At 46.6% G+C, this 6,590-nt stretch carries 4 protein-coding genes; 2 read left to right on the forward strand and 2 right to left on the reverse strand.

The annotated features are described in order from the left end of the window. Window positions 1-1,740 (forward strand): DNA topoisomerase (locus tag ACTXGO_RS08120; protein ID WP_443573988.1); only part of this gene is annotated, 1,740 nt, incomplete at its 5' end. 101 nt (window positions 1,741-1,841) lie between these two features. On the opposite strand, the gene ACTXGO_RS08125 is transcribed toward ACTXGO_RS08120, so the two are convergent. Both ACTXGO_RS08125 and lon read right to left on the reverse strand, forming a co-directional pair. Next, window positions 1,842-2,399, reverse strand: coding sequence for a superoxide dismutase family protein (locus tag ACTXGO_RS08125; protein ID WP_435949388.1), 558 nt, complete (start codon window positions 2,397-2,399; stop codon window positions 1,842-1,844). Window positions 2,400-2,717: 318 nt separating this feature from the next. Next, on the reverse strand, window positions 2,718-5,225 hold the full coding sequence (gene lon / locus ACTXGO_RS08130) for an endopeptidase La (protein WP_443573990.1): 2,508 nt from the start codon (window positions 5,223-5,225) through the stop codon (window positions 2,718-2,720). 265 nt (window positions 5,226-5,490) lie between these two features. Between lon and ACTXGO_RS08135 the strand changes: the two genes are divergently transcribed. Next, a partial coding sequence (locus ACTXGO_RS08135) for a Na+/H+ antiporter NhaC family protein (RefSeq protein WP_443573992.1) occupies window positions 5,491-6,590 on the forward strand: 1,100 nt, incomplete at its 3' end.

The following is a 6,590-nucleotide window of genomic DNA, read 5'->3' on the forward strand; positions in this document are numbered from 1 at the left end:
CCGTTTATTACCTCAACCTTGCAACAAGCGGCCAGTACGCGTCTAGGGTTCTCAGTCAAAAAGACGATGATCTTAGCGCAGCGTCTATACGAAGCGGGTCATATTACTTATATGCGTACCGACTCGACGTTTTTGTCAGGGGACGCGCTAGCTAATGCGCGCGGCTATATTGAAGATAGCTTTGGTCAAAAGTACGTACCAGAAAAGCCAAACTTTTATGGCAATAAACAAAACGCGCAAGAGGCTCACGAAGCAATCCGCCCCTCAAACGTCAACATGAAATCGACCCAGCTCAAAGGCGTGGAGCGTGACGCTATTCGCCTCTATGAGCTGATTTGGCGTCAATTTGTTGCCTGCCAGATGATGCCAGCCAAGTATTTATCGGTTAATTTGTTTGTCGAGGCGGGCAACGTTGAGCTAAAAGCGCGCGGTCGCACTATGACCTTTGACGGCTATACTCGCGTGATGCCGCCTGCCAAAACCGATGATACCTTGTTGCCTGATGTCAAAAAAGGCGACAAGCTCATACTTGATAAGCTCGATCCCAGCCAGCACTTTACCAAGCCGCCAGCACGTTTCACTGAGGCCAGCCTTGTCAAAGAGCTTGAGAAGAAAGGGATCGGTCGTCCCTCGACCTATGCCTCTATTATCTCAACCATTCAAGATCGCGGCTATGTCAAACTTGAAAATAAGCGCCTGTTTGCCGAAAAGATGGGCGATATTGTCACCGATAGATTGACAGATAGCTTTCCTGATCTGATGGATTATACCTTTACCGCCGCGCTTGAGGATAAGCTCGATCACGTGGCAGAAGGCGATACTGATTGGAAAGATGTGTTAGATAACTTCTACGGCGATTTTAAAAAGAAAGTGGAGCACGCCAAAGATGCTGATGGCATGCGCCCTAATGATCCGACCGATGTGCCTGACGTGCACTGTGATATATGCGCGCGTCCCATGCAGCTGCGTACGGGCTCAACAGGCGTATTCTTAGGCTGTACCGGCTACAATCTACCGCCCAAAGAGCGCTGTAAAGGCACCAAGAATTTGATGCCCGTTGAAGCTTTTGCTAATCTCGATGACGCGGAGAGCGATGACGAAGCGGCTGAAGTCAAAGATTTGATGGAGAAAAAACGCTGTCCAAAAGATGGTACGGCGATGAACGGCTATATCGTTGATGGCGGTCTTAAACTACATATCTGCGGTAATAACCCAGATTGCGACGGTTATATTCTAGAAGAAGGCAAATTTGAAGTCCCAGGCTCTGATGCGCCAACCATTGACTGCAACAAGTGTGATGGACAAATGGAGCTAAAAACAGGACGCTTTGGTCCTTACTTTGCTTGTCAAAACTGCGACAATACGCGCAAAGTGCTCAAAACGGGTGAGCCTGCGCCGCCGCGTATGGATCCTATTCATCTGCCAGATCTTAAGTCCACTAAGCATGATGATTACTTTATCTTGCGTGAAGGAGCCGCTGGAATGTTCTTAGCTGCGTCCAAGTTTCCAAAGGTAAGGGAGACGCGTCCGCCAAAACTGGCTGAACTGCGAGAAATCAAAGATAAGATGGAAGATAAGTTTCAGTATTTATTCGAAGGTCCAGACGAAGACCCTGATGGTAATCCGACGATACTACGCTGGTCACGTAAGAAAAAAGAGCAGTACATTGGCTCTGAGAAAAACGGCAAAGCCACACGCTGGGGCGTCTACTGGCGTAAAGGCGAGTGGGTCGAGGAATAACTATTTTTAGTACCTGCATAAAAAAACCTCTTAGTTCGCTAAGAGGTTTTTGTTTATCTAAAATTCAATAGAGCTAAATGTTTTAATGGAGCTAAATGTAATTATGCCGCGCCAATAACACCACAGGCGATACGCGTACCAGAATTACCTGCTGGCTGAGTCACATAATCATCTGCATTGCTATGTACGATAAATGCTAGACGGTTCACACTGTACTTGCCAACGGGAGTCGCTGCTATTTGCTTGTTAACGAAATTGATAGTAGCAACACCGTCTTCATTAGCAGTGATGTTTGGCAAATCACCTGCATGACCCATCATATCGTCAGGGTTAGAATGCGGATAGTTATCAGGGTTGAAGTGACCACCTGCTGCTTCGCCATTCATAGCACAGCTGCCTGTCTCATGAATATGTAAAGCAACTGTCTTACCTGGTGCCATGTTCATAAGCTTACCATACACCTGTACGCCGCCATCAACAGGACGTAAGAATAGTTGTCCTACTTCAGTGTCATTACCATCAACCGTATTAACGGTAGATTTAAGCGTGGGCTGGCTAAATGGATTGCCCGTTTGTAATTGATCTTGAACGGTTTGGCAACCCGTCATCGCTAAGGCTGAACCGCATAATAGGGCACTTGCAAGCATTGTCTTATTCATTGTTATCTCCAATTGTTTATTTGTTAATTTAGACTTTTATTTATCGTCTCTGATCATAAAGTTTTGAGACAGAGTGTTAATGTCGAAGCCAGTATAGCCAAGACTTAGACATAGTTATTCACTAGAAGCGCAACAATCGGTTAATAAGTGTAAGTATTGTATGGGTTTGCCAAACAAAGTTTTTATAATCTAACGAACTTTAAAGTATATATAGCAGTATAGACTCACAAAAAAGCCGCCTATCACAGAGATAAGCGGCTTTATAGTTATATGTTAATTAAGATCTGGTTCTAATTAACATATGATTTCAATCAAGGCTTAGTTACGTAATGCTTTATCGGAGGTTTTATCGACCACCGCTTTAGCAGGCTTTAATGGTTTTGGTATACTAACCAAAGCGACTTTAAGCACTTCATCGATAGTCGCTACTGGCTGAATGGTCAAACCTTCCTTGACGTTATCAGGGATGTCTGCCAAATCACGCTCGTTAGACGCTGGAATCAACACGTGCTTGATACCACCGCGATGCGCGGCTAGTAGCTTCTCTTTGAGACCACCGATGCGCAGAATCTTACCGCGCAAGGTAATCTCACCCGTCATCGCAATGTCAGGACGAATTGCAATGCCAGTTATCGCCGAGACCAATGCTGTCGTTAGCGCACCACCCGCTGATGGACCGTCTTTTGGCGTTGCACCCTCTGGCATATGCACATGGACGTCAGTCGTTTTGAACGTCTCATAATCAATGCCTAAGCTATCACCGCGAGCACGAACCACAGTCATTGCCGCTCGAATAGACTCTTTCATAACGTCGCCAAGCGATCCTGTAAAGCTAAGCTCACCTTTACCTTTCATCGCGACGGCCTCGATAGTCAATAGCTCACCACCGACTTGTGTCCAAGCCAAACCAGTTACGCGGCCAATTTCAGGGTCTTTCTCAGCCAGACCGTAGTCGAACTGATGGACGCCAAGATAGTCATCTATATTGCTGTCATCGACAACGACCAGCTCACGATCATCTTTTTTCGGTGCGCGTGCACCATGAGTCTCAACCGAACCGCGAACCACTTTGCGGCAGATTTTGTTGACTTCACGCTCAAGGTTACGCACGCCTGCTTCACGCGTGTAGCTGCGTACGATGCTATGTAATGCTGCTTCGACAATCTCAATCTCGCCTTCTTTGAGACCATTTTGCTTGATCGCTTTTGGCACCAGATACTTCTGCGCGATATTGACCTTTTCTTCTTCGGTATAACCCGGCAGACGAATGACCTCCATACGGTCCAGAAGGGCAGGCGGGATATCCATACTGTTAGCCGTACAGATAAACATCACTTGTGATAGGTCCAAGTCCATATCAAGATAATGGTCGTTGAACGTATCATTCTGTGAGGGGTCTAATACTTCTAATAGCGCTGATGCTGGATCGCCGCGGAAGTCTTGCGCCATCTTGTCCACTTCATCTAACAAAAACAGCGGGTTTTTGACTTCTACTTTGGCAAGTGATTGAACGATTTTGCCTGGCATCGCACCGATATAAGTACGGCGATGACCACGGATTTCCGCTTCATCACGGACGCCGCCGAGCGCCATACGCACAAACTTACGACCCGTTGCTCGTGCAATCGATTCACCGAGTGAGGTTTTACCCACACCAGGAGGACCGACGAGACACAGAATCGGACCGCGAAGCTTTTTCACTCGTGACTGCACGGCGAGATACTCTAAAATGCGATCTTTAACATCTTTTAGACCATAGTGATCTTCATCAAGAGTGGTTTTGGCTTTTTCTAAATTGATGGATACTTTGGTCGTCGCATTCCACGGCGTGTCTAATATCCACTCAATATAGTTACGCACAACCGAGGACTCAGAGGACGCTGGTGGCATCATCTTAAGCTTCTTCATCTCTTGCTCAGCTTTTTTGCGTACGTCCTCTGGCAAGTCTGCATCTGCTAGGCGCTGCTCAAGCTCACCCACATCATCTTCACCATCGAACGCGCCGTCATTCATATCAGACAGCTCGTTCTTGATCGCTTTCATCTTCTCGTTTAAAAAGTACTCGCGCTGATTGTCTTCCATCTGCTGACGAACCGCATCTTGGATATCTTGTTCGATATTTTGCTCAGCGCTTTGCTTGACCAGATATTCAGTCAAGGTATTGATATGGGTCTTGATGTCATTGTCTTCTAAGAACGACTGCTTGACCTCCAGATCCATCGAGACGCGAGTTGAGATGAAATACACCAGCTCAAGTAAGTCGTCAATACGTTTGGCGACGCGAGTCAATTCACGCGCATTACGCAGGCGTGCATCGGCGTAGCTCTCAAATAGACTGGTTAATGCTTTGATGGTGTTTTTTTGTTGACTGTCGTCCATAGCGACATCGATATCAGCACGCTCAAAGCTTGCCATCAATAGCTCGCCATGATCTTCTAAGGTATCAACGCGCGCACGGTATTCGCCTTCGATGAGTACCTTTATGCAATTCTCATCGCTATCATGTGGCATCGTGCTAACGATGCGGCACACGGTACCGTACTGATACAAGTTGTCTTGATCAATATCTTCAGTCAGCGAGTCTTTTTGCGCGACGACTAGGACTTTATTGCCATACTCGCTTTGCGCTAATTCAACAGCTTTGACCGACGGGGCGCGGCCGACGAATAGGGCGATTTGCATGTGCGGATACACCACGACATCACGCAGCGCTAATAGCGGTAAGTAATTGTCTGACTTGGTATCCGTAGTAGTATCATCAGTCTCTGGCACGGCTGCCGAGACATCGATGTCGATATTGTCTTTATCGATATTATATTCACTCATATATTTTTCCTCGTTCACCAGACTTGTTCAGTCAAGTTCATGGTTGCTGTATAGATAAATGGTGCTTGCAAGCAAAATTGCAAGGCTTATACTCAAGCAGGCTTAACGATAGGTAATATCTGCAAAACGCCTTGACGCATTCTTAACTGATAGTTTCTACGCATAGGCTTTAGAGCCAAAATCAGGTAAACTGACGCCCTTTTAATATGCCTACATTTTGATAGGTAAGTCAGTTTTATCAACATGACATATTTAAGGGCAAGGCATGGCAATCAACGCAGTATTATCGGCAGTCGTCATTATGCTTGGGCTGTCACTAGCGCGCGTGCATGTGGTGCTCAGCTTACTCATTGGCGCGCTAGCAGGCGGGCTGATAGCGGGTCTAGGTATTACTGATACCTTAGCGGCTTTTCAAGAAGGTATTCGCAATGGCGCACAAATCGCGCTGTCTTATGCGCTACTTGGTGCTTTTGCAGTAGCAATTGCGCATTCTGGTTTGCCGCAGTCTTTGGCAGGAGCAGTCATCAAGCGTATTGACGCGGCAGGCTCAGGCATAACAGCAGGCGGCATGATTAAGTACACGCTGTTTGCAGGGCTTGTGATGATGAGCTGCTTTAGCCAAAACTTAATCCCCATTCATATTGCCTTTATACCACTGCTGGTACCGCCATTATTACTCGCTTTTAATCGTATGCAGATCGATAGACGCCTGATTGCTTGTCTGTTGACCTTTGGCTTGGTCACCACTTATATGTTTATCCCATACGGCTTTGGTGATATTTATCTTAATCAAATCATGCTTAAAAACGTCGGCGAGGCAGGCATTGATATCGCTAACATCTCTGTAGTCAAGGCCATGGCGATTCCAGCGCTCGGTATGTTTATCGGTTTGCTGACTGCCGTATTTATCAGTTACCGCAAACCGCGCCAGTATCAGCAGCTTGCGATAGATAAAGATGCACGCGATGCGGTTGTCAAAAATGATGATTTAGGCAAGACTGCTGCTGAGGCACCTTCTCAAAGTAAGATAAAGACGCTTATTGCCTTAGCTGCCATTGTTACCGCTTTTGTCGTGCAGCTATACACGGATTCGTTATTGCTGGGCTCGATGTTTGGCTTTGCGGTGTTTATGGCAACAGGCGTGGTGAAATGGCGCGATGCCGATACAGTCTTTAATGACGGTATCAAACTCATGGCGATGATTGGCTTTATTATGATTACCGCACAAGGCTTTGCCGAGGTGATGAAAGCGACGGGCGAAATTGCCCCGCTGATTGATGGCGCGACTAACTTATTTGCGGGGAATAAAGCGATTGCTGCCTTTGTTATGCTAGGGATTGGCTTAGTAGTGACCATGGGTATCGG

This window comes from Psychrobacter sp. T6-1 (assembly GCF_052258445.1).

Coding starts and splice junctions, on each gene's coding strand:
- ACTXGO_RS08125 (WP_435949388.1), bottom strand. CDS start 2,399: ATGAATAAGACAATGCTTGCAAGTGCCCTATTATGCGGTTCAGCCTTA.
- lon (WP_443573990.1), bottom strand. CDS start 5,225: ATGAGTGAATATAATATCGATAAAGACAATATCGACATCGATGTCTCG.